A 20,950-nucleotide genomic window follows, 5' to 3' on the forward strand; every position below is an offset into this window, starting at 1 on the left:
TTCGGGCCGCACCGTGCGGAATCAGGGCGCGCGGCCGCGAGCTCCCGGGGGCAACTGGCGACGGCCGACGGACGGCAATCGCCGATGCCGTCGGAGGTGAGCATGAGGGGCCCAGGATCGGTGGGCCAGCGTATCGCCGCCGAGCCTGTTGCACACCCCGGTCCGGGGTCGACGCCCGACAGACGCGGTCGTGGTGGTGACCGGTCGGCGGGTACGCCGGGAGGTCGGCGGGTACGGGCCGCCCGCGGGCCGCTGGTGTTGACCTTGGCGGCCGGCTTGGGCAGGATGAACTCATTCGCGCGGCGCTGATCGATCGTTCAGCTGCTGACCGACAACTCAGTTGCTGATCGCTCGCCCAGCACCGCGAGTCGCTCCCGACACGGCCATCGTGGTCGGCAGCCCCGCTGTGCTGTCCGCGTTCGACGGCGCTGACTGATCGACGACGCCACCTGGTGTCGGTTCGGTCGAAACCGTGGGAGAAGAACATGCACACCCCTCTCGTCGCGCCCCGCTACGCGAAGCCGGCGCTGCTGCCGTCTCGCCGCGGTCCGATCGGTCGTCGCCCACAGGCCGGACGACGGCGCCCGTGCGACGTGGCCACCCCGCCGGCTCGGTCGCGTCCCGCGTAGTCGTTCAGGCCTGTCCGATCGACCGTAGCGGCCGGCGTGCCGCGCCGGTGGGGCCCGACAACGCCCCACCGGAGATCGCAGGAGGTTCCATGCCACGCGTCGGCCGTGCGTCCTTCGCCCAGGAACGACTCTTCTTCCTCGACCAGCTCGAACCAGGTGCGCCCGGCTATGTGGTGACGCTCGCGCTGCGCCTGACGGGCGAACTGGACCATGAGGCACTGCGGTCCACCTTCGAGGACCTCACGGACCGCCACGACGCGCTCCGCACCACCTACACCGTGCTTGACGGGGAACTGCGCCAGGTGGTACCCGAGTCGGCGCCGATCGACCTGGCCTTCCTCAGCCGCCCCGTAGCGGACCGAGCGGGCCAGGACGCGCAGGTGCGCGAGCTGGTCGCTGAGGAAGCCCGCCGTCCGTTCGTGTTGACCACCGGACCCGTCGCCCGCTACCGCGTGCTCTCCTGGTCCGGGTCGGAGCACGCGCTCGTCATCGTGGTGCACCACATCGCCTGCGACGGTTGGGCCCTGGGAATCCTCCTGCGGGACCTGGCGGCGTGCTATAACGCCCGTGTCGCCCTCGAACCGCTGCCCGTCGCCCCGGCCGGCTCCACGTTCACCCACGCGCAGGAGCAGCGCACCCGGTGGGAAGCCGGTAGCGCCGACGGCGTCGGGTACTGGCGGGACCACCTTGCCGACGCCCCCGTCCTGGACCTGCCGACGGACCGCCCCCGGCCGGCGGTGCTCACTGCCGAGGGTGCGGTGGTGACCCGGGACCTGGACCCCGCCCTCCTCGACCGGATCAGCGAGTACGGCCGCCGGCACGGCGCCAGCACCTTCATGGTGCTGCTGGCGGCGTACGGGCTGTTGCTGACCCGTCACGGGCGCCAACCCGAGGTGGTGGTCGGAGTGCCGGTGGCCAATCGGCTGGACGAGCGGGAGGACGAGACGGTCGGGTGCCTGGTCAACACCGTGCCGTTGCGGATCGACCTGGGCGACCGGCCCGATCTGCCCACTCTGCTGCGCCGGGTGCGGCAGACCACCCTGAACGGGTTCGCACACCAGGACGTGCCGTTCGAACGCATCGTCCGGGAGCTGGCGCCGGCCCGCGACCGCAGCCGCTCCCCACTGTTCCAGGCGTCGTTCACGCTGCAGAACTTCCGCGTCGACCTGCCCGACCTGCTCGGGCTGGCCGTCGAGGAGATCGACGTGGAGGTCGAGGCGGCAAAGTTCGACCTTGGGCTGACCGTCGACCTGTCGGGTGCGCGCCCCTTCGTCCGACTGGAGTACAGCACGCAGCTGTTCCGCCCACACACAGCCGAGGTACTGCTGCGTCACTTCCTGAACCTGCTCCGGCAACTGGCCGAGGGCGACGGCGAAGGGAATCCGCCCGGCCTCACCGACGACGCCGAGGCTCGGCGACTTCTCGCTCTCGGGCACCCCGACGCACCGCTGCCGGCCGATCCACCGACACCGCTGCTGGAACGGTTCGCCGACCACGCCCGGCGGCGGCCGGAGGCGGTCGCGATCCGGTACCGGGGCGCGGACGTCACGTACGGGGAGTTGAACGCCGAGGCGAGCCGACTGGCCGACCTGCTGCGCCGGCATAACGCTGGCCCGGGTGACCTGGTCGGCGTCGGCTTCGAACGATCACCAACGGTGGTGGCCGCGATCCTGGCCGTCTGGCAGGTGGGTGCCGCCTATCTGCCCCTGGACTCGAACTACCCCCGCGAGCGCCTACGCCTGATCGTCGATGACTCCCGCGTCGCACTGGTGTTCGTAGAACCGGCGACGCGGGACGTACTTGCCGACGCCGTCCAGGGCCGGCCCGTCCGGTTGGTGGACGTCGCCGGCGAGGGACTCGACCCCGCAGACCCGTTGGACACCGCCGGCCGGGACCGCCGCACGGACCTCGCGTACGTCATCTACACCTCCGGTTCCACCGGGGTGCCCAAGGGCGTGATGGTGCGCCGGTCGAGCGTGGACCTGCTGTTCGCGGCCAGCCCGGGCGGGCTGCACGTCACCGCCGAGGACGTCTGGCTGTGCGCCCACTCGTTCTCCTTCGACTTCTCCGTCTGGGAGGTGTGGGGGGCGTTGGCGTACGGCGGCCGGGTCGTGCTCGCCGAGCGCGCGGACCTGGTCGACCCCGCCCGCCTCGCCGCCCTGGTCGCGACCGAGCGGGTCACCGTCCTCAGCCAGACGCCCGGCGCGCTCTACCGGCTGTTGCCCGCCCTGCTAGACGGTCCGTCGCCGCAACTCGCCGGGTTACGTTACGTGGTCACCGGGGGAGAGGCGCTGAGCTGGCCCCGGCTGGCAGACCTGATGTCGAGGGCGCCGGAGAGCACCGCTCGCTTCGTCAACATGTACGGCATCACCGAGGGCACCGTCCACGTCACCGCGCGGCACGCCACTGTTCCCGAACTCGCGGCGGTCGCCGACGGCGACGTCGGCCGGCCCTTGCCATCCGGCCGCTGCCACGTCCTGGACGACTCCGGCCGGCCCGCAGGTCTGCTCGTACCTGGAGAGCTGTGGATCGGCGGTCCGCTGGTGGCAGCCGGATACCTCGGCAATCCGGAGCTGACCGCGGAACGGTTCGCGCCGGACCCCTACGAGGCCAGCGGCATCGTCTACCGCACCGGTGACCTGTGCCGTTGGGGCGCGGACGGCGAGCTGCTCTACCTGGGACGGGAGGACGGCCAGGTCCAGGTCCGCGGACACCGGGTGGAGTGCGCGGAGGTCGAGCACGCCCTCCTGCGCGATTCGGATGTCCGCGCGGCCGTCGTGCTCCTCGACGGGGCCGACCTCGTCGGCTTCGTCACCGTCACCGACGGTGTCGACCCCGCTCGCCTGACCCACCGGCTGCGCCGGGTGTTGCCGGCCTACATGGTGCCCACCCGGATCGTGGCGGTCGACGAGATCCCGCTGACCGCGCACGGGAAGGTCGACCGCGTGTCGCTGCTGGCCAAGTTCTGTACCCGGCCCGTGGCCGCCGCCCGGCCCGCGTCGCCCGAGCCGGTCGCCGGTCCGCTGCAACGCCGACTGCGGGCACTCTGGGCGGAGGTCCTCGGCCGCCAGGACTTCGACGTACGAGACAACTTCTTCGACGTCGGCGGCCACAGCTTCGCGCTCATGAGTCTGCAATCCCGGATGGCGGTCGAGGGCCTGGACGTGACCGTGACCGACCTCTTCCGGTTCGGGACCATCGAGGCCTGCGCCGCGTACCTGACCCGGACCCGGACCGCCGAAAGCCCGGCCGCCGCACCCGCCGACGACCGGGCCCTGCGCCGCCGCGACGCCATCCGCCAGATGGCCGCCGGCCGCGCTCGCCGGGCTGGCGGCGGGGACCACCCGGCAGCACCGTCCCCGGCACCCGCCGACTCGAGAGAGGCGTCATGACTCAGCAGGAAGCCCCGCTGTCCTTCGGACAGCAACGGCTCTGGTTCCTCGAGCAGCTCGTGCCGGGCAACACCGGATATGTGAACCAGGACGCCACCACCCTCGTCGGCGAGCTCGACGCGGATGCCCTCGACGGCGCCTTCCAGGTCGTCCTGGCCCGGCACGACGCCCTGCGCACCCGGTTCCGCCGCGACTCGGGAGACGGCAACCCCCGGCAGTGGGTAGAGCCGACGGCCCACCTCACGCTGGCCCGGCTGGCCCACCCGGAGGTGCCCGGACCCGACCGTGAGGCCCTGGTGCAGCGGTTCGCGCGCGCGGAAGCAGCCCGTCCCTTCGACCTCGCGTCGGAGCTGCCGCTGCGGTGCTACCTCATCCGCTGGGAGCCGACGGTGCACACGCTGCTCATCCTGGCGCACCACATCGTCGTCGACGGCTGGTCACTGATCAACCTGCGCCAGGAACTGGCCGCCGTGTACAACAGCCGCGTCGGCGGCGTCCCCGCCGCCCTGCCAGAGCTGCGCATGCAGTACCCGGACTTCGCGCGCTGGCAGCGCGCCGACATCACCGAGGGCCGGGCTGAGCAGGAACTCGAGTTCTGGCGAGGCTACCTGGACGGCGCGCCGGACGTTCTCGACCTGCCGACCGACCGTCCTCGCCCGGAAAAGCAGACGATGGCGGGGGAGATCCTCCACGTCAGCCTGCCACGTCCGGTGCTCGACCAGGTGCGGCACCTGGCCTCGACCACCCGGACGACGCCGTACATGGTGCTGACCTCGATGGTGGCGGTGGTGCTGCAGCGGTACACCGGCCAGCGCGACATCGTCATCGGCAGCCCGGTCGCCGGCCGGACCCGCCCGGAGTTCGAGCCGATGATCGGGCTGTTCCTGAACATGATCCCGCTACGGCTGACCGTCGAGCCCGAGGACACCGTCGCCGACCTGCTCAAGCGCACCCGCACCCGGGTACTGCGCGCACTCAGTCACCAGGACCTGCCATTCGAGCAGGTCGTCCAGGGACTGAACGTGACCCGCCGGCCGAACGTGTCGCCCATCTTCCAGGTCTCGGTCAGCGTCAACAACCTGCCGGACCAGCCGCTGGAACTGCACGGCCTGCGGGCCGAGAAGGTCAACATCGAGTTGCAGGGCGCCCGCTACGACCTGACCGCCGACTTCGCCGCCCTCGAGGACGGGCTCCGCCTGCGCCTGCAGTACAACTCGGACCTGTTCGACCGGACAACCGTGCGCCGCATGGTCGGACACCTCTCCACGGTCCTGGCGGCGGCCGCCCGCGAGCCCGGGCTGCCGGTCCGGCGGCTGCCGCTCGTGGCCGACGCCGAACGCGACGACCTGCTGCGCTTCTCCGCCCCCGCTGGATACACGCGTCCCGACGGCGTCGGACCGGAGGACGTGCTGGCGACCTTCGCGCGGCAGGTCGAGAAGCAGCCCGACGCCCAGGCGTTGTCCGGCCGCCACGGGACGATGACCTACCACCAGCTCGACGCGCAGTCCGACCGGATGGCCGCCGGTCTCCTCGCCGCGGGCGTACGCCCGGGCAGCGTCGTCGGCGTCCTGATGGACCGCTCACCCGAGCTGGTCGCGACGGTGCTGGGCATCTGGAAGGCCAACGGGGTGCTGCTGCCGCTGGACCAGCGGCAACCGGACTCGCGACTGGCGCACATGCTGCGCGAGACCGAGGCGGCGCTGCTGCTGGTCGACGACCGGGCGGCCGACCGGGGCGCCGCCCTCGCACCCGGACTCGCCCGCGCCTCGTACCGGGACATCAGCGCGGGCCCGGACGGGCCGGACCGGCCGGCGCCGCCGGACGACCTCGCCGCATACATCATGTACACCTCGGGCTCCACCGGGACGCCCAAGGGAGTGACCATCCAGCGGTCGGCGTTGGCCGGCTTCTGCGGCGCCGCCCTCGAGCTGGTCCGCCCTACGCCAGAGGACGTGGTACTCGCGGTCACCACGTTCTCGTTCGATATCTCCCTCCTGGAGTACCTCGTGCCGCTGCTCGCCGGGGCGTCGGTGCGCCTCCAGTCGGGCAGCGCGGCAGACGCGGCGGCGGTGCAGCAGTCCCTCACCGAGGAGCCCTGTGTGACCCTGGCGGGCGGCACGCCGACGGTTTGGAAGAACCTGCTCGGCGCCGGGGTGCGGCTCACCACGCGAGTGCGGCTCATGCTCGGCGGCGAGAGCATGCCGAAGGACCTCGGCCGGCAGCTTCTCGACCAGGGCATCGAGTTCTGGAACTTCTACGGCCCGACCGAGGCCACCGTGTACGTGACCGCCGCCCACCACCGGGGCCGGGCCGGCGGTGGGCCGGACTTCCCGTCCGCCGACGTCGGTGCGCCGTTCGGCGACAACGTCGTCTACGTCCTCGACGCCGGCCTGCATCTGTGCCCCCTCGGCATCGTGGGCGACGTGTACCTCGCCGGCCCGCAGCTCGCGCAGTGGTACCACGCCCGACCCGGTCAGACGGCGGAGCGGTTCGTCGCCGACCCGTACGGCCGGCCCGGTGACCGGATGTACCGCACCGGCGACCTCGGCCGGTGGTCACCGGCGGGGCATCTGCTGTTCGAGGGTCGAGCCGACTCGCAGGTGAAGATCCGCGGGTTCCGGGTCGAACTGGCCGAAATCGAGTTCCGGCTGCGTAGCCATCAGGGTGTGGACGAGGCTGTCGTCGGGGTCCGGGATCGGTCCGGCGTGCCCCAGCTCGTCGCCCGGCTGGCCGCCGCGACGCCGGTGCCACCGGAGGCCGGTGAGCTGCGCCGGTACCTCGCCGATCACCTGCCGGAGTACATGATTCCCGCAGTGATCACCTTCACCGACGCGCTTCCGGTGTCGATGAGCGGGAAGATCGACCGCAGGGCCGCCCTGGACCTGGAACCGGAGCCGGCGCAGCGTGCCGCGGTGGCGGATGTTCCAGCGTCCCCCGAGGAGGGACTGCTCTGCAACCTCTTCGTGGACCTGCTCGACCAGCCCGACGTCAGCGGTTCGGCAAGCTTCTTCGAGCTGGGCGGCAACTCGCTGCTGGCGGTCCAACTGGTGCTTCGCCTCCAGGACATCTTCCAGGTCAATCTGTCCGTCGCCGACATCTTCGCCGCGCCCACCCCGGCCGCCCTCGCCGAGCGGTTGGCCTCCGCGGACGCCCCGAAGGAGGCGGAGACGGTGCTGCCGCTGCGAACCACCGGAATGGCGGCGCCGATCATCTGCCTGCCGCCCCGCACCGGGCTTGGCTGGTGCTACGCGGGCCTGCTGCGGCACATCCCGCTGGAGTTCCCGGTCTACGGCCTGCAGTCGGCGGAGCTGGCCGCGGGTACGCAGGGCCAGCCCGTCGAGCAGTTGGTCGAGCGGTACCTGGAGGAGATCGAGGACCTGGTGCCGGTCGGACCGTGCATCCTGCTCGGCTGGTCCCTCGGCGGACTGCTGGCGGACGAGATCGCGCAGCGCCTGCGTGGGGCCGGGCGGGACGTACCCCTGGTCGTCCTCTACGACGCCGTCGCGCCCCTGTCGCCGAACGTCCCGGAGCACCCGGCCGGGTTGCTCTACTTCACCGCTGCCGACGCCGGGGCGGACGCGCTGTCCAGCGCCTGGGCGGCACGATTCGGCGGACCCGTCGAGATCGTCCCGACCGACGTGGCGCACCTGCGGATGTTCGACCGGGAGCCGCTGCGGGCCTCCGGGCCGCGGCTCACGGCACGGCTGCGGTCCCTGGCGGAAAGCACGGGCCGGTGACGGTGATGCGAAATCCATTCGAGTCCGAGAGGGACCTCATTGTGCTGATCAACCAGGCTCGTCAATGTTCCCTCTGGCCGGCCGAGCTGCCGCCGCCGCACGGTTGGACGCCGCGCCACGGGCCAGCGGCCCGTGCCGAGTGCGTCGAGTACGTTGAGCAGGTCGCGGGGCGCCGCGGATGAACGCGCCCACCCCGCAGGAGACGCTGGCGGCGCGGGTCCGTCGCGCGGCCAAGGTTGCGGCCGCCGAGGCGGACACCGTCGACCAGGAAGGTCGGACGCCGGACGCCGCGATCGGTGCGCTACGCGAGGAACGGCTGCTCGCTCCGGGCCCCGGGGACGGCGGCAGGTGGTGGACCGCACGCGAGATCGCCGCCGTGTCGTCCGCGCTGGGCGGGGCGTGCGCCTCGACCGGGATGATCTGGGCGATGCATCAGGGACAGCTGCTGAGCATCGCCCGGCAGCCCACCGCCACCGACGAGCTGACCAAGTTCGTCGCTGGCACGTGGCAGGCCCAGCCGTTGATTGCGAGCCTCATGTCCGAACGCGGTGCGGCCGATCCCCGGCAGGGCAACGCCTTCTGCGACCGTTCGCCCGACGGCGGCCTCACCGTCGTCAAGGAGGTGTCGGTCTCCTCATATCTGGCGGTGGCGGACGCCGCGTTGGTGGTGGCGCGCCGCGACGCGGCCGCCCCGCTCTCGGACCAGGTGCTGGTGGTGGCCGATCGGGCCGGCATCGACATCGCCAATCCGGTGCCGTGGAACGCGATGGGCATGCGCGGCACCGCCAGCGGCGGGTGCCGGGCGACGGTGTCCAGCCGGGCGGACATGGTGCTCGCCGAGCCGTTCGCGGTGACCGGCGCGCAGGTGATGACTCCGCTGACCCATCTCGGCTGGGCCGGGTGCTGGTGGGGCATCGCGTCGGCCGCGGCCGACCGGGCCCGCCGCTTCCTACGCCGCCGGGCGTCGGGCGGTGCGAGCGATCTGCTCGCCGCGAAGACCGTCCGGCTCGGTCGGATCGCCCAGTCGCTGGACCAGTCGCGCGCGCAGATCAGGGCGTTCGCCGACGAGTACGACGCCGCGGCCGTGGCCGGCGTCCATCCGGCGGGGATGCCGCGCCGGGCGAACAACGTGCGCCTCGCGGTGGCCGAGCTCGCGTTCACCGCAGTGGTGGACGCGATCGAGCTGATCGGGGTGGACGCCTACCGCGAAGCCGAGTCGAGCAGGTTCAGCCTCAGCCGTCATCTGCGGGACGTCACCTCCGCCCGGGTCATGATCAGCAGCGACCGGATCAGGTTGGCCAACGGCACGCTGGCCCTGATGCCCGACGGGGACCTCGTGGACGAGTTGGACGGACGTGGATGAGCCGGTCGGGCGTGAGGCGCCGTCCGGGCGTGGGGAGGTGACATGACGGAGAGCGGCAGGATTGCCATCATCGGTATGGCGGTGCGGATACCCGGCGCCGGAGCGGACCTCGACCGGTTCTGGGAGAACATCAGGACCGGCACGGAAAGCATCTCCTTCTTCGACGTCGACGAACTCGTCGCGCAGGGCGTCCCGGCGGAACGGGCGCTGGATCCACGGTTCGTCCCGGCCCGCGGCGTGCTGACGGACGTGGACCGCTTCGACGGTGCCCTGTTCGGCTATTCGCCGAGTGAGAGCGCGTTGATCGATCCTCAGCAGCGGATACTGCTCGAATGCGCGTGGGCGGCCCTGGAGCAGGCGGGCCACCCGCCGGTGGGGTCCGACCCGAACCGGACCGGGGTGTACCTGGGCACCGGCATGAACCTGTACATGCTGGACAACGTCCTGCCCAACGAACGGGCCGTGACGAACGCTGGTGGCCTGCAACTGGTGATCGGTGCGGACAAGGACTATGCCGCTACGCGGGTGGCGTACAAGCTGAACCTGCAGGGCCCGGGCGTCACTGTCCAGACGGCCTGCTCGACCTCCCTGGTCGCGGTCCACATGGCGGTGCAGTCCCTGCTGTCCTACGAGTCCGACCTCGCCCTGGCCGGCGGCGCCTCCGTCGCGCCCCCGTCCCGCCGCGGATACGTCCACGAGCCGGGCAGCATCCTCTCCCCGGACGGCCACTGCCGCGTCTTCGACGCTGCGGCCGAGGGCACGGTGGCCGGCGACGGCGTGGGCGTGGTGGTCCTCAAGCGGTACGACGACGCGGTCCGTGACGGCGACACCGTGCACGCGGTGATCGTGGGCTCGGCGGTGAACAACGACGGGGCGCGCAAGGCTGGCTTCACCGCCCCCGGTGCCAGCGGCCAGGCCGCCGTGGTGGCTGACGCGCTGGCCGTGGGCGGGATCCCGCCGGAGACGGTCGGGGTGATCGAGACCCACGGCACCGGCACCAGGCTGGGCGACCCCATCGAGGTCGCCGCGCTCTGCGAGGTCTTCGGCTCGGCGGCGCCGGACCGACCAGGGATCGCGCTGACCGCGCTCAAGTCGATCGTCGGTCATCTCGACGTCGCGGCCGGTGTGCTCGGCCTGGTCAAGACGGTGCTTGCGCTGAGGCACCGGACCATCCCGCCGGTCGCCCACTTCAAGAGCCCGAACGAGCTCCTGCACCTGGGGGACTCCCCGTTCTTCGTGCCGACCGAGGCCGTCCCGTGGCCCGAGGTCGACGGCGTCCGCCGCGCGGGCGTCAGCTCCTTCGGCATCGGCGGCACCAACGCCCACGTCGTCCTCGAGGAAGCGCCGCAGGTGCCATCGGCGGAGGCGGCAGACGGCCCGGAGCTGCTGCTCGTCTCGGCCCGGTCCCAGGCGGCCGCCGAGGCCGGTCTGCGCGCGCTGGGGACGGCCCTCGCAGCCGAGAAGCCCCCGGCGTTGGCCGACGTCGCGCACACGTTGCGGGTGGGCCGTACGCCCCTCTCCTGGCGCGCGGCGCTGGTCGCCGACACCGCTGCGGCGGCGGCGACCCGGCTGCCCCAGGCCGCCGTCCGCAAGGTCGAGGACGGCGCGACCGTGGTCTTCGCGTTCCCCGGCCAGGGCGCCCAACGCCCTGGCATGTTCCGGGCGAGTCATCGAGCCGACCCGGTGTACCGGGCCGTTTTCGACGATGCGGCCCGACGCGTCGCCGCTCTGTCCGGCCTCGACCTGCCCGCGCTGCTGCACAGCGAGGACCCGCTCGACGCGGCCACACTGGCCCAGACCCAAGTGGCCCAGCCTGCCCTGTTCGTCACCGAGCTCGCCGCCGCGCACAGCCTGCTCCGTCGGGGCGTCGTACCCTCCGCCATGCTCGGGCACAGTGTCGGTGAGCTGGTCGCGGCCTGCCTGGCCGGTGTCTTCGAGCTGGACGACGCACTCGCCGCGGTCGTCGAGCGAGGCCGGCTGATGCAACAGGCCGCACCTGGGGCGATGCTGTCGGTCTTCGCGCCGGTGGACACGGTCGCCCCGCTGCTGCCGGCGAACGTCGACATCGCGGCGCGCAACTCGCCCACCGTGACCGTCGTATCCGGGCCGGCGCCGGACCTCGACCAGCTGGCCGGTGTGCTGCGGGAGCGGGGTCTGTTGAGCCGTCGGCTGTCCACCTCGCACGCCTTCCACTCCCGCGCCATGCAGGACGCCGCCGACCGCTTCACCCGGTTCCTGAGCGGGTTCACGCTGCGGCCGCCGCGGCTACCCGTCCAGTCCACCGTTACCGGCCGGCCTCTCACCGACCGGGAGGCGGTCAGCCCCGAGTACTGGGGCCGCCAGTTGCGCCACACCGTCGACTTCAGCGCTGCCGTGACGGGGGTGCGCGACTCGCTCGCCCCGACGGCATGGCTCGAGGTGGGGCCGGGACGCGCGTTGCAGGTGCTCATCCGGGAGCACCTGCCGGCACCAGAGCAGGCCCGGGTCTGGGGCGTCAGCGGGGACGCCGCCGGCGACGATCACCGAGCGCTGCTCACTGTCGTGGGGCAGCTGTGGTCCGTCGGTGTCGGCGGGGCCTGGGATCCGGCGTACGCCGAGCGGCGCCGCCGGGCGCCGCTGCCGACGTACGCCTTCGACCGTACCCGCCACTGGCTCGATCCCGAGCGGTCGCCGACGGTGGCCGAACCGGTGGCCGTGCCGGCTGGCACGTACACCACGACTGAGGACGAGGGGATGAAGCAACCAGTCATGACAGCCGCCCCGTCGGTCACCACCGGCACGTCGGCCGGTGACGTCACCGGCACTCTTGAGCAGCTGTGGAAGGACGTGCTCGGCGTCGATCGTGTGGCTCCGGAGGACGACTTCTTCGAACTCGGCGGGCACTCCCTCGCCGCGCTGCGGCTGCGCAGCCGCATCCGCGACGGTCTAGGTGTGGAGGTCGAGCTGGACCAGCTGTTCGACGAGCCGACCTTCGGTGCGCTCGCCGCGTTCGTGGAGGCCGCCCCGGGCGCGGCACCGGCACCGGCACCGCCGCCGGTAACACCCGCCGTCGCGACGCGTCCAGTCGTCCAGTCGCCCGTAGCGGCGAGCAACGTGGCTGCTGCCCGGCGGCCGGGAGTGCCCAGTACCAGCATCTACTTCTTCTCTTCCCAGCAGGACGACTCGGGAGATGGTTACGGGCTGGTGCTGGACGCCGTCCGGCTCGCCGACCGGCTGGGCTTCGAGGCGGTCTGGAGCCCCGAACGCCACTTCCACAAGTTCGGCGGCCTGTACCCGAACCCCGCCGTGCTCAACGCCGCGCTGGCCACCGCCACCACCCGCATCGGGCTGCGCGCCGGAAGTGTCGTGCTGCCCCTGCACCACCCGTTGCGGCTGGTCGAGGACTGGAGCGTGGTGGACCGCCTTTCCGGTGGGCGGGTCGGCCTCTCCTTCGCGGCCGGCTTCCACCCGCTGGACTTCGTGCTGGCGCCGCACCGCTTCGCCGATCGGCGGCAGACCTTCCGCCGGGACGTCGAGCTGATCCGCCATTTGTGGCGGGGCGGCAGCCTGGACGACGTGGAGGCGGGGGCCGGTGACCGGGTCAGCGTGCGGCCGTACCCGGCCCGGGTCCAGGCCGAGCTTCCGGTCTGGCTGACCGCGTCGGCGAGCGACGAATCGTTCCAGCTCGCCGGTGAGGTCGGCGCCAACCTGCTGACCGCGCTGCTGGCGCTCACTCCCGAGCAGCTGACGGCGAAAATCGCCATATACCGCCGGGCCCGGGCGGAGCACGGCCACGACCCCGAAGCGGGCCGGGTCACGTTGATGGTCCACTCGTACGTGGGTGAGCCACACGAAGACGTTCGCGCCACCTGCGAGTCGCCCTTCCTCGACTACCTCCGCAGCCACACGGAGCTGTTGAGCAGCCTCAGCCGGGCGATGCCGGAGGAGGAACTCGATCTGCAGAACGCCTCGGAACGGGACCGGCAGGCGATCGTCCGCCGCTCGTACCGTGCCTTCTACGCCAGCAGGTCCCTTCTGGGCACGCCGGAGGTCGTGGCACAGCGCCTGCTGGACTTCGGACGGATGGGCGTTGACGAGGTTGCCGCCCTCATTGACTTCGGGCTGCCCGCCGACCGGGTGCTCCGCGGCGTGGAGCGCCTCGGCGCGGTTCGGGAACGGCTCGAGACGGAGGACTTCCACTCATGATCAGCCCATCCTTCCGCCGGCTGCTTGCCGCCACCGGCCTCTCCGACGCCGCCAACGGCGTGTTCTCCGTCGCGGCGGTCATCATCGCCTCGCAGGTCTCCCGCTCGCCGATGGTGGTGGGTGCGATCACGGTCGCCTCCACCCTGCCGTGGCTGGTGCTGGCGATCCCGGCCGGCATCCTGGTCGACTCGGTGGACCGCCGGCGTGCGATCACCGTCGCCAACGTCACCCGCGGCCTGCTGATGCTGCTGCTGGCCGCGCTGTTGACCTTGGACGTGCCGGTCGCCCTGCTGTTGGTGCTGATCGTCTTCGCGGTGGCGACCGTGCAGACCGTAGTGGACACCGCAGCCGAGACGCTCATCCCGGAGATGGTGCCTCCCGAGGACCTGACCCGGGCCAACGGTGCCATCTCCGTGTCGACCCGGATCTCCTACCAGTTCGCCGGTCCGCTGTTCGCCGGTGTGCTGGTCGGAGTGGCGATCGAGGCGCCCGCCTGGGCGGCCGGGGCCGCCTGCCTCGTCGCCGCCCTGCTGCTCGGCCGGATCAGCACTCCGTACCGGGTGCGGCAGGAGCCGGGCGAGCGTCAGCCGGTGCAGTTCCTGCACGGGCTCCGCACGATCGCCCGTCGACCGGTGCTCGGCACGATGGTCGGCGTCGGCGCCTTGACGACCCTGGCCAACGCCGCCTTCCACACCGTCTTCGTTCTCTACGCCATCGCCCCCGGACCGCTCGGCATGAGCCCCGGCACGTACGGGCTCGTCATCGGGATGATCGGCGTCGGTGCCGCGCTGGGATCCCTGCTGACCGCCCGTTTCGAGCGTCTCGTCGGCCAGGAGCATCTGCTGTGGCTGACCCGGGTCGGGTGGGCGACGGTGTTCGCGGCTCCGCTGGTGGTCAGCCAGGGGGTCTGGCTCGGCCTGGTCATGGCGCTGGGCAGTGTGTTCGGGGGCATGTGGTCCGTACAGGCGATGTCGGTGCGCCAGCGCACCGTCCCCGGGCACGAACGCGGCCAGATCGCCGGGGCCTCCCGGATGATGTCCTACGGCGCGACCCCGCTCGGCGCGGCGCTCGGCGGTGTGGCAGGCGGCCTCCTCGACACCAGGGTGATCTTCGTGCTGTGCGCCCTCACGTCGCTCGTGGCCATCGTGCCGATCCGCAGGTGGATGTCAGCCCCGGCGCTGCGGCGGGCGGAACTGCAGGCGGCGGCCGCGTGAGTGCGGAGCTCCTCGTCCCGCGGTCCGGTGATCGTCCCGCCGCCAGCGGTGGCCCCGACGACTGGTTGCCCGTCGTGGCGGAGTTGCTGGGCGTCGACGCCGCGCACCTGCGGGACCGGATCGACCGGGACTCCTTCGTCGGGCTCGGCGCCACGTCGCTGAACGCCATCGAACTGCTCGCGCTCGGCGAACGGGAGCTGCGACGCCGGGTGGACATCGCCCGACTACTGGGGACCGAGGCGCTTGGTGCCGTGCTGCGGGACGCGGAGGCGGTGCAGCCGGTGCCAACCGCCGCCCCGGTCGACGCGCCGACGGCGACCCGGCCCCTGCTGCCGGGGCAGCGCGCCATGCTCGCCGCGCACCTGGCCGGCGCGGATCGGGCCTACCACCTGCTGTTCAGCCTCGACTGTCCCGCGGAGCTCGACGAGCAGCGCGTCAGTGAGGCGGTCGACGCGCTGGTGGCACGACACGAGTCGCTGCGCACCATGTTCGTCGTCGAGAGCGGCGAGTCGGCCCGCGTCGTGCTCCCGGCAACCCACCGGCCCCGGCTGCTGCGGCAGGCGTTGCCGGACCAGGACGAGGCGCCGTGGCGCACTGTGCACGAGCAGTTGGCCACCGCGAGCCCCGACCTGCTCCAGCCGTACGTCCGCCCACCGGCGGTGTTCGTGCTGACCCGGGCCGGCCGCCGCAGCCTGCTGACCCTGCTCGTGCACCACGTCCTCGTGGACGGGTGGAGCATCGGCCTGCTCTGGCGCGAGCTGGCCGTGGCGCTCAGCGACGGGCCCGGCAGCGTCCGGTCGGCCGGTGGCCAGGCGGACCTGATCGGTGAGCGACTGCACGCCGTGACAGTGACGGGGGAGCTGCGCCGGGCGTCGGATCGGCTCGTCCGGCGTCTCGCGGACGCGCCGAGCACCCTCACGCTGCCCACTGATCGCGCCCGCCCCGGGCAGCCGGACGGGTCGGGATCCCGGTTGACCTTCACCCTCGACCCGTCCGTCGCGGAGGCGGTCGAGGGGGTGGCCCGCCGATGCGGGGTGACCGTCACCACCGTGGTCGCCGCCACCTGGGCGCTGGTCGTGTCGCGCCGCGCCGGCCAGCGCGACCTGCTGCTCGCCATGCCGTTCGCCGGCCGGTCGACCGCCGAGCTGGCCCGGGTCGTCGGGCTGGCCACCCGGGTGGTGCCGGTGCGGGCCCGGATCGACGACGCCGCGTCGGTCACGGAGCACGTACGGACCTTCGCCGCCGCGCTGCGCGAGGCCGGCGCGGACGCCGAGGTGCCCTTCGAGCGGCTGCTGACGGACCTCGGCGTGGCACCTGATCCGGCGCGCAGCCCGCTGACGCAGGTCGGGTTCGCCGCCCACCACGAGCTGGTGCCGGCCACGGTGACCGTCTCCGGACACCAGGCGACCGTGCGGGAGGGACACTGCCGCGGCGCCGCCTTCGACGCCGTGCTGTACCTGCAGAGCTGGCAGCAGCGGCCCCGCCTGGCGCTGGAGTACGCCACCGCCGCGCTGGGACCGACCGAGGCGGCCGACCTGGTCGAGTCGTTCCGGGCCGGACTGGCCGAGGTGGTGCGGTCGACGGGGGAGCCCCTGGGCCGGGTGCGGACCATTTCCCCGGAGCAGCACGAGCTGCTGCCTCGGTGGGGCGGCGGAGCGCCGGTGCGGGTCAACGACGACGTGTGGCAGGCATTCGAGCGCCGGGCCCGGGCTCACCCCGACGCGGCGGCGGTCCGGGACTCCGACGCCGGCGTCGAGCTGACCTACGGGCAGCTGCACGAACACGCGGTAGCTCAATCGGTCCTGCTGCACGAGCACGGGGTCCGAGCCGGTGACCGGGTCGTCGTCGACCTTCCCCGCTCGGCCGCGGAGGCGGTCGCGGTCCTCGCAGTGCTCCGGTTGGGTGCGAGCTACGTGGCGGTGGAGGCGGCGCAGGCGCCGCGGGGCCGGGAGCAGGTTGTCTCCGCCGTGAAGGCCCGGGTGCGGATCGGCAGAGCGGACACGGCCGGCTGGCCTGCCACGGATCGTTGTCCACCCGTCGACCTGAGCGCCCCGGCCCGGCCGGCGGGCCACGAGGTACCGGCCGCCGCCCCGGATCCGTCGCGGCCGGTCTACGTCTCGTTCACCTCGGGGTCCACCGGTCTTCCCAAGGGGGTGGTGGTACCGCACCGCGGGGTGCTTCGGCTCGCGCGCGACGCGGATCTCTTCGCACCCGTGGAGCGGCCTCGGATGCTACGCCTCGCGCCGCTGGCCTTCGACGCGTCCACGCTGGAGCTTCTCGTTCCCCTGGTCCGCGGCGACGCCGTGGAGGTGTTTCCGGCGCGCGAACCGTCACCGGGCGCGCTGGCGGAGTTCCTGGCGGCGACACCGGTCACTCACGCCTGGTTGACCTCCGGGCTCTTCCACCTCGTCGCCGAGCACCGTCCGGAGGCGTTCCGTACCCTCCGGCAGCTGTTCACCGGTGGTGGAGTGGTGTCCGGCGCCCGGGTAGGCCAGGTGCTCCTGAGGTGCCCCGGCCTGCGGGTCAGCAACGGGTACGGGCCGACCGAGAACACCACGTTCACGACCGTCCACCACGTCGACACGCCCGACCGGGCGGAACCCGACCTGCCGATTGGCCGGCCGATCGCGGGCACCAGCCTATGGGTACGCGACGACGCGGGAGCTCCGGTCCCACCCGGCGGGGTGGGCGAGCTGTGCGTTTCCGGGTCGGGCCTGGCCGACGGCTATCTGGCGGACCCGGAGCGCACCGCCGAGGCGTTCGTGGCCTGTGACGGGGAGCGGTGCTACCGCACTGGTGACCTGGTGCGCTGGGACACCTCAGGCCTGCTGCGCTACCTGGGTCGCAACGACCGGCAGGTCAAGATCTCCGGACACCGAGTGGCGCTCGACGAGGTGGAGAATCTGATCAGGCGCCAGCCCGGTGTCTCCGACGCGGCGCTCTTCGTCAGCGACGACCACGGACGGACCCGGCTGACCGCCGCGGTGATCACTGAGGGAGGGAACGGCGACCTGGCGGCGCTGCGCGAGTGGGTCGAGCAGGAGTTGATGCCGCAGGCCCGCCCGCAGCGCTGGCTGCGGCTGGACGCCTTCCCCCTCACCCGCAACGGCAAGGTGGACCTCGGCGCCCTTGCCGCCCGGCCGCCCGCCGGTCCGGCCCCGGCGCCGCCGGCGACCGACACGGACGCGACACCGGCGGTGCCGAGCAGCGCCGACCCCGATCCCCTGGCACGGTACGAGGAGCTGGTCGGCGAGGCGTGGTCCACCGTGCTGGGCACCGACGACTTCGACTCCGACGAGGCGTTCTTCGATGTCGGTGGGGACTCGCTGCAACTCGCGCTCGTCCGCAACCAGCTGCGGGAGCGGCTGCCGGGGCGTGCGCTCCCGATGACCGATCTCTACCGGTTCCCGACCGTACGGGCACTCGCCGAACACCTGCGGGCGGCGGAAGGGAGGGCAGGATGACCGGGCCGACCACGGACATCGCCGTCGTTGGCCTGGCTGGCCGGTTTCCCGGCGCCGCCGACGTCTGGCGGTACTGGGACAACATCGAGGCGGGCCGGGACTGTGTCACGCGGCTGACCCCGGCAGACCTCGCCGAGGCTGCGGTGCAGACCGAACAGCGCGACGATCCCGCGTACGTGCCGGCCCGGGGGATCATCGCCGACGTCGACTGCTTCGACGCGGAGTTCTTTGGCATACCCGCCCGGGAGGCCGAACTGATGGACCCCCAGCACCGACTGCTCATGCAGACGTGCTGGGAGGCTCTCGAGAGCGCCGGGCTGGCCACGGACCGACCGTTCGGCCGGGTGGCGCTCTTCGCCGGCGCAGGCCTCAACTACTACCTGCTCAACCAGGTGCTGCCCGCCACCGACGTCGTCGCCGCGCAGGGCCTGCTCGCGGTGGTTCTGGGCAATGAGAAGGACCATCTTGCGGCAAAGGTGGCGTACCGGCTCGACCTCGGCGGTCCCGCCGTGACAGTGCAGACCGCCTGCTCGACCTCGCTGGTGGCGGTACACCTGGCCTGTCAGAGCCTGCGCGCCGGGGACGCGGACGTGGCGCTTGCCGGTGGCGCCTGTGTCGCTGTTCCGCAGCGGGCCGGCTACCTGTACGAGGCAGGTGGCATTCTCTCCGCGCAGGGAACCTGCCGGCCCTTCGACGCCGCCGCCGGCGGCACGGTTCCCGGCAACGGCGTGGGCGTCGTGGTGCTCAAGCGGCTCACCGACGCGCGACGCGACGGTGACGAGGTGTACGCCGTCGTCCGGGGATCCGCCGTGAACAACGACGGCGGTGTGAAGGTCGGTTACACCGCTCCGGGGGTGGCCGGCCAGGTCGACGTGCTCCGGCGGGCCTACCAGAACGCCGGGGTCAGCGCCGCGACCATCGACTACGTCGAAGCGCACGGCACCGCCACCGAGACGGGTGACGCGATCGAACTCGCCGCGTTGACCGAGGTGTTCAAGGAGCACGGCGTGGAAGCGGGGTCCTGCTCCCTCGGCTCGGTCAAGGCGAACATCGGCCACCTGGACGCGGCCGCGGGCGTGGCTGGCCTGATCAAGGCGGTCCTCGCGCTGCGTACCGGGCGGATCCCGCCGCTGGCCGGGCTGACCGCGGCCGGACACGGGCTCGACGACCCGTCCAGCGTCTTCGTCCTCGACCGGACGGCCCGGCCGTGGCCGTCCGCGGCGGATCGACCCCGCCGGGCCGCGGTGAGTTCGTTCGGCCTGGGCGGTACGAACGCGCACATCGTCCTGGAGGCGGCGCCCGCGCCGGATCGCTCTCGCACCGATGAGGAGGTGCCGGTGCTTCTGCCGGTGTCGGCGCGTAGCGCCACGGCGCTGGACGAGGCCCGGCAGCGACTCGCCCAGCACCTCCAGGCGCATCCGGACCTGGCGCTGCGCGACGTCGCCCGTACCCTGCAGGCGCACCGGCGCCACTTCCGGCACCGGCACACAGTGGCCGCCCGGACGACGGCGGAGGCAGCCAAGCAGCTCACCGCCGGCAGGTCGGGTCCACCGGCGGCCCGCCGGCCCCAGCTGGTCTTTCTCTTCCCCGGGCAGGGGGCTGAGCGCACCGGCATGGCCGCCGGGGCCTACGCCCGGTGGCCCGGATTCCGGGCGGATGTCGACCGGGGTGCGGAGGCACTGCTCCCGGTGCTCGGCGTCGACCTGCGTGACCTGCTGCTGAATCCGGGAGCCGGCGCCGACATCCACCGCACCGACCTCGCTCAACCGGCCCTGGTCCTGCACGGGTACGCCGTCGCCCGGCTGCTGATGTCCTGGGGCCTGCGTCCGGCGGCGCTGGTGGGGCACTCCGTCGGCGAGTACACCGCCGCCGCTGTGGCTCGGGAGATGGGATTCCTCGACACGCTGCGCCTGGTGGCCCGGCGTGGTGCCCTCATGCAGGCGACGGAGGAAGGCGCGATGGTCACGGCCCTGACCTCCGAGCCGACCGTCCGCGAGTTGATGGTCGACCTGGACCTGGACGTGGCCGCGGTCAACGGCCCCGACGTGATCGTCGTCTCCGGGGGGCCCGCGCCCGTGCTGTCCTTGGAGGATCGGCTGATGGCGGCGGGCGTTGCCTTCCGCCGGCTGCCGGCGCAGCGTGCGTTCCACAGCCGGCTGATGACTCCCGTCATGGACGAGCTGGCCCGGGCGGCGGCCGACACCCCGACCAGGGGCCGCCAGATCGCGGTGGTGGAGACCGTCGGCGGAACTCTCCTGCCGTCCGGGCAGGGTCGGGACGGCGGTTACTGGGCCCGCCAGGTCCTCGCGCCGGTGCGCTTCGCGGACGCGGTCCGCCGGGCGGTCGACTCCCCGGACACGGTTCTCGTGGAGGTGGGGCCGGGCACCGCACTCAGCGGCGCGGCCCGCCGGATCCCGGAGGCCCGGGAGCTGCCGATGGCCGCGATCCAGCCGGGTCTCCGCTCGCTTCCCGACGACGACCAGATCCTGGCCGCCGTGGGCCGGCTCTGGGCGGCCGGCGGTGGAGTGGACTGGGACGCCGTGGGTCCGTCGGAGGGACGCAGGGTGTGGTTGCCCGGCTATCCGTTCGCCCCGCAGCGGCACTGGCTGGCGGCGCCCACGCCGGTTCCTGGGCGGGAGTTCCCGCGGCCCGAACCGGCCCGTGAACCGACGGCCGCGCCCGCCGGTGCGGTACTCGCTCCGGACGAGGTGATTACCGAGGTGCTCGCCCTGTGGCGCGAGCTGCTCGGCGCCGGGAAGGTGACCGCGGACGCCGACTTCTTCGAGCTGGGCGGGGAGTCACTGCTGTTCATCCGGATGATCAACCGCGTCCAACGTCGGTACGACGTACGCCTGGACATGACGGCGCTCACCGCTATGGCCACCGTCGCCGCGGTGGCGGAAGCAGTGCGGTCGGCTCGCGCCCGCGGAGCGGGCGAGCCGTGACGGCGCGCGCGACGATTCTCA

At 72.7% G+C, this 20,950-nt stretch carries 8 protein-coding genes; all 8 read left to right on the top strand.

Translation table 11 applies throughout. The features are described 5' to 3' along the window. The first annotated feature begins 718 nt into the window (after window positions 1–718). The 8 genes from V6U82_RS23920 to V6U82_RS23955 are packed head-to-tail and all read left to right on the top strand — an operon-like array spanning window position 719 to window position 20,929. Window positions 719–4,021, top strand: a complete 3,303-nt coding sequence (locus V6U82_RS23920; RefSeq protein ID WP_334464710.1) for a non-ribosomal peptide synthetase — start codon at window positions 719–721, stop codon at window positions 4,019–4,021. Then, on the top strand, window positions 4,018–7,758 hold the full coding sequence (locus V6U82_RS23925) for a non-ribosomal peptide synthetase (RefSeq protein WP_334464712.1): 3,741 nt from the start codon (window positions 4,018–4,020) through the stop codon (window positions 7,756–7,758). Before V6U82_RS23920 ends, V6U82_RS23925 begins: the two co-directional genes overlap by 4 nt. 5 nt (window positions 7,759–7,763) lie before the next feature. Then, the gene (locus V6U82_RS23930) at window positions 7,764–7,940 is read left to right on the top strand and encodes an MbtH family NRPS accessory protein (protein ID WP_334464741.1); all 177 of its coding nucleotides are present in this window, start codon (window positions 7,764–7,766) and stop codon (window positions 7,938–7,940) included. Continuing rightward, a complete protein-coding gene (locus V6U82_RS23935; RefSeq protein ID WP_135240866.1) occupies window positions 7,937–9,121 on the top strand; it encodes an acyl-CoA dehydrogenase family protein in 1,185 nt (394 codons plus the stop codon). The genes V6U82_RS23930 and V6U82_RS23935 overlap by 4 nt, the downstream gene beginning before the upstream one ends. A 42-nt stretch (window positions 9,122–9,163) precedes the next feature. Then, entirely contained in the window at window positions 9,164–13,306 is a 4,143-nt protein-coding gene (locus V6U82_RS23940) for a type I polyketide synthase (RefSeq protein ID WP_334464713.1), read from the top strand. Next, window positions 13,303–14,520 carry an MFS transporter gene (locus V6U82_RS23945; RefSeq protein WP_116507019.1) on the top strand — a complete coding sequence of 406 codons (1,218 nt, stop codon included), beginning with the start codon at window positions 13,303–13,305 and terminating at the stop codon, window positions 14,518–14,520. Before V6U82_RS23940 ends, V6U82_RS23945 begins: the two co-directional genes overlap by 4 nt. After that, window positions 14,517–17,984: a non-ribosomal peptide synthetase gene (locus V6U82_RS23950; protein ID WP_334464719.1), complete on the top strand. Its 3,468-nt coding sequence runs from the start codon at window positions 14,517–14,519 to the stop codon at window positions 17,982–17,984. Before V6U82_RS23945 ends, V6U82_RS23950 begins: the two co-directional genes overlap by 4 nt. Further along, on the top strand, window positions 17,981–20,929 hold the full coding sequence (locus tag V6U82_RS23955) for a type I polyketide synthase (protein WP_334464721.1): 2,949 nt from the start codon (window positions 17,981–17,983) through the stop codon (window positions 20,927–20,929). The genes V6U82_RS23950 and V6U82_RS23955 overlap by 4 nt, the downstream gene beginning before the upstream one ends. Window positions 20,930–20,950: the final 21 nt, after the last annotated feature.

The organism is Micromonospora sp. CPCC 205554, from assembly GCF_036902745.1.
Lineage (GTDB): Bacteria > Actinomycetota > Actinomycetes > Mycobacteriales > Micromonosporaceae > Micromonospora > Micromonospora tulbaghiae.